Here is a 2266-nt window from a genome sequence, read left to right as displayed (position 1 = left end):
GGTAGACGGCAACCATCGCGTGTCGTTGTCCGGGGTCGTCGAGCAGGGTTCGCAGTGCCTCGAGGTATTCCGGTGGGGCCTGTCCGGTGAGTGCGAGCATCTCCCAGCTGTCGCGCTCGCGCACGAACAGAGTCCGGGTACGCGGGTCGTCCTCGCCGTCGACGAGTTCGTCGAACGCATCGACGATCGGTGACGGCAGGGGCGAGAGCCGGTCGCCTGCGCGATGGCGCTCCAGGATCGCGGCGAGAGCATCACGCTTGACCTGCAGGGTCCGGATCTGGGCATCCGCCGCCTCGAGCAGCGATTCGAGGTCTGCGGTGAGATCGGACCCGGAATCGCGGTCGTCGCCGTCGATGAAGCGGCCGCCGAGGACTGTCGCCACCGAACCCAAGGGAACACCCGACTGGGCGAGCCAGCGGATGCGCAACAGGCGCACCAGGTCGGCGAACCCGTAGTCCCGATATCCGTTGGGTGCCCGTGGGGGTTCGGGCATGAGCCCGAGCCGGTGGTAGTGCCGGACGGCCCGAACGGTGGTTCCTGCGGCCTGGGCCAAGTCGCTGATCCTCATGGCTCCAGCATCGACCCTGACGCTACGTCAGGGTCAAGTCGTGGATGCGGCGCACCTCGGGCGGGAACAACCCGAGGAGGACGGCAGTTGAGTGCAGTAAGGTAGTTGACAAATCAACTACATGACCGAGAGGGGTTACCGTGCCCGCCGTAACCGTCGACAACGTTCTCGCTCTTCCCCGCGTCGAAGAGCCCACACCCGGCGCGCTCTCGCGTCCCGTCCTGTCCGTGACCACCGCCCCGCGCGGCTTCGAAGGCGAAGGCTTCCCCGTCCGCCGTGCGTTCGCGGGCATCGAGACGAAGCACCTCGATCCGTTCATCCACATGGATCAGATGGGCGAGGTGAACTACGCGCCCGGCGAACCGAAAGGCACACCCTGGCATCCGCACCGCGGATTCGAGACCGTCACCTACATGATCGACGGCGTCATGCAGCATCGCGACTCCCACGGAGGCGGCGGCACGATCGGTGGCGGCGACACCCAGTGGATGACCGCAGGCAGCGGCATCCTGCACATCGAAGCGCCACCGGAACACCTGGTGGTCAGTGGTGGGCTGTTCCACGGCGTGCAACTGTGGGTGAACCTGCCCGAGGCCGAGAAGTTCGTCGCTCCGCGGTATCAGGACATCGGTGGCGGCGAGGTCGCCTTGTTGTCCTCGGCCGACGGTGGCGCGCTCATCCGGGTGATCGCCGGAGAACTCGACGGGCACCGCGGCCCCGGTTCGACGCACACACCGATCACCCTGTTGCACATGACCGTGGCGCCGGGAGCGAGCGTCACGCTGCCGTGGAACCCGGAGTTCAACGCGCTGGCATACGTACTCGCCGGCGATGGCGCGGTCGGACCGGAAGACCGTCCGATCCGAACCGGGCAGACGGCCGTCTTCGGCAGAGGTGAGAGCCTGACCATCTCTGCTGCCGCCATGCAGGATTCGCGTACCGACGCGCTCGAGGTGTTCGTGCTCGGCGGCAAGCCGATTCGTGAACGCGTCGTCATGGCAGGTCCGTTCGTCATGAACACCCGGGCCGAGATCATCGAGGCGATGGACGACTTCCACGCGGGGCGTTTCGGGTCGATTCCTGCCGTGCGCGGCTCGGACGAGAAGGCCTAGACGTACCGGTCGCCCAGGGCCTCGCCCGCCGGAATGAAGATCCGGCGGGCAGGCAACCGGTACCGGCAACACCTCCGCTGGATCGACACCCGCCAGGGTTTCCCGTTCGCCGGGAACTTCGATCTCGCGATCCATGCGCACGCTCCGTTGACGGTGCGCCTCGTCCAGATGTGGATTCCGCCGGACACCGCCGGTATCGAACCGAGTTACGAGGAACTGCCCGTCGCGGAGGAACTCGCGAGGGTAGGACCGGGCTTCACAGAGACGTTGCCCTCCGCGGCACTCGACGGACGAGACCGATCAGCAAATCGTGGCGAGCACACCTCCGCCACCTTCCCACGTGCCCATGAGGCCGGGACCGGCAAGCTCCACGACCGTCGGCAGGTGATGCACAACGATCGTGATACCCGCTGTGCCGATATGCGTCCGACTGTCGCTCTCATCGGTTGCATCGATTGTTGTGACTGCAGGGACCTCGATGCCCTCGGCACCACTTCCCCGAACGCGAACAGTTCCGGCGACCTTCCTCGGTTTGCCCCCGTCGACGTGGACATAGTGTTCGGCTTCGCTTCCGCCACTGCAGATC

The 2266-nt window shown here is 66.3% G+C and carries 3 protein-coding genes; 2 read left to right on the top strand and 1 reads right to left on the bottom strand.

Features of this window, described 5'->3' with window-relative positions; translation table 11 throughout:
- Window positions 1-568, bottom strand: a 568-nt coding sequence (locus R1101_RS0121685) for a MerR family transcriptional regulator (protein ID WP_016935342.1), incomplete at its 3' end; no start/stop codon positions are given.
- A 140-nt stretch (window positions 569-708) separates the two neighbouring features.
- Between R1101_RS0121685 and R1101_RS0121680 the strand changes: the two genes are divergently transcribed.
- Together R1101_RS0121680 and R1101_RS31185 are read left to right on the top strand one after the other, a co-directional pair.
- Window positions 709-1680 carry a pirin family protein gene (locus R1101_RS0121680; RefSeq protein ID WP_016935341.1) on the top strand — a complete coding sequence of 324 codons (972 nt, stop codon included), beginning with the start codon at window positions 709-711 and terminating at the stop codon, window positions 1678-1680.
- 384 nt (window positions 1681-2064) lie between these two features.
- The coding region (locus tag R1101_RS31185) for a hypothetical protein (protein WP_232284808.1) at window positions 2065-2266 on the top strand (202 nt) is incomplete at its 3' end.

This window comes from Rhodococcus sp. R1101, assembly GCF_000278445.1.
Lineage (GTDB): Bacteria > Actinomycetota > Actinomycetes > Mycobacteriales > Mycobacteriaceae > Rhodococcus > Rhodococcus gordoniae.
The sequence above is the reverse complement of the archived record's forward strand: the minus strand, read 5'-3'. Positions and strand labels throughout refer to the sequence as shown.